Source organism: Oleiphilus sp. HI0066 (genome assembly GCF_001635725.1).
Genome location: NZ_LWFH01001535.1, coordinates 1 through 1132, shown reverse-complemented (window position 1 = coordinate 1132; position 1132 = coordinate 1). Strand labels below are relative to the sequence as shown.

General features: G+C 44.3%; 3 protein-coding genes. All 3 read right to left on the bottom strand.

Features of this window, described 5'->3' with window-relative positions:
- Positions 1–199, bottom strand: a 199-nt coding sequence (gene rpsN, locus A3738_RS23905; protein ID WP_068763906.1) for a 30S ribosomal protein S14, incomplete at its 3' end; no start/stop codon positions are given.
- Between the two features lie 12 nt (positions 200–211).
- Positions 212–751, bottom strand: a complete 540-nt coding sequence (rplE, locus tag A3738_RS23900; RefSeq protein ID WP_068474437.1) for a 50S ribosomal protein L5 — start codon at positions 749–751, stop codon at positions 212–214.
- Between the two features lie 16 nt (positions 752–767).
- Positions 768–1085 (bottom strand): 50S ribosomal protein L24, encoded by a 318-nt coding sequence (rplX, locus tag A3738_RS23895; protein ID WP_068475215.1) that lies wholly within the window; start codon positions 1083–1085, stop codon positions 768–770.
- Between the last annotated feature and the right edge of the window lie 47 nt (positions 1086–1132).

Below are 1132 nucleotides of genomic sequence, written 5' to 3'. Positions count from 1 at the left end.
TAACCTGACAACGGTTACGAAGACGGCTAGGGCTCGCATTGCGTGGAAGTTTTTGAAGCTTCTTCTGCGCTTCCCAGCGATCTTCTTCAGAAGTCGCTGGGCTTGCAATAATAGCTTTCAATTCCGCACGCTTAGCTGCAAATTTTGCAACTGTTTTTTCGCGCTTAATTTCGCGCTGCTTCATTGAGATCTTAGCCATTTGCTCTTACCTTTATTTCTTGAATGGGAAGTTAAAGGCACTTAGCAAAGCGCGGCCTTCATCGTCCGTTTGAGCAGAAGTAGTGATCGTGATATCTAAACCACGAACTTTATCTACTTTATCGTAATCAATTTCAGGGAAAATGATCTGCTCTTTAACACCCATGCTGTAGTTGCCTCGACCGTCAAAAGACTTTGAGTTCAAACCACGGAAGTCACGGATACGAGGAATAGCAATACCAACCAAACGCTCGAAAAATTCCCACATACGCTCACCGCGCAGTGTTACTTTACAACCGATTGGATAGCCTTCACGTACCTTAAAGCCTGCAACTGACTTGCGTGCTTTAGTGATAACTGGCTTCTGACCAGCAAGCGCTTCTAGATCTGCAACTGCATTCTCTAATAGCTTCTTGTCGTTCAATGCTTCGCCTACACCCATGTTCAAGGTGATCTTTTCAATGCGAGGTACCTGCATAGAGCTCTTGTAGTTGAACTCTTTTTGCAGCGCAGGTACGACTTCGCTTGTATATACTTCTTTCATATGTGCCATATCGCTACCTGCTTATTTATTGGTCGACAACTTCGTTGTTCGACTTAAACACACGTACCTTCTTGCCATCTTCAAGGACTTTGAAACCAACACGATCGGCTTTGTTAGTAGTAGGATTAAAAATCGCTACGTTAGAAGCTTGAATTGGAGCTTCTGCTTCAACAATACCGCCTGGTGTACCCAACATTGGGTTTGGCTTGGTATGACGCTTAACCATGTTAATACCAGAAACAACCAAACGGCCATCCTGCATAACACGCGTTACTTTACCGCGCTTACCATTGTCCTTGCCTGCTATGACAATCACTTCATCGTCACGTCTGATCTTTTTCATAACGGGCCTCTATCCTTAAAGCACTTCAGGTGCTAGGGAGATAATCT

Coding starts and splice junctions, on each gene's coding strand:
- rplE (WP_068474437.1), bottom strand. CDS start 751: ATGGCACATATGAAAGAAGTATATACAAGCGAAGTCGTACCTGCGCTG.
- rplX (WP_068475215.1), bottom strand. CDS start 1,085: ATGAAAAAGATCAGACGTGACGATGAAGTGATTGTCATAGCAGGCAAG.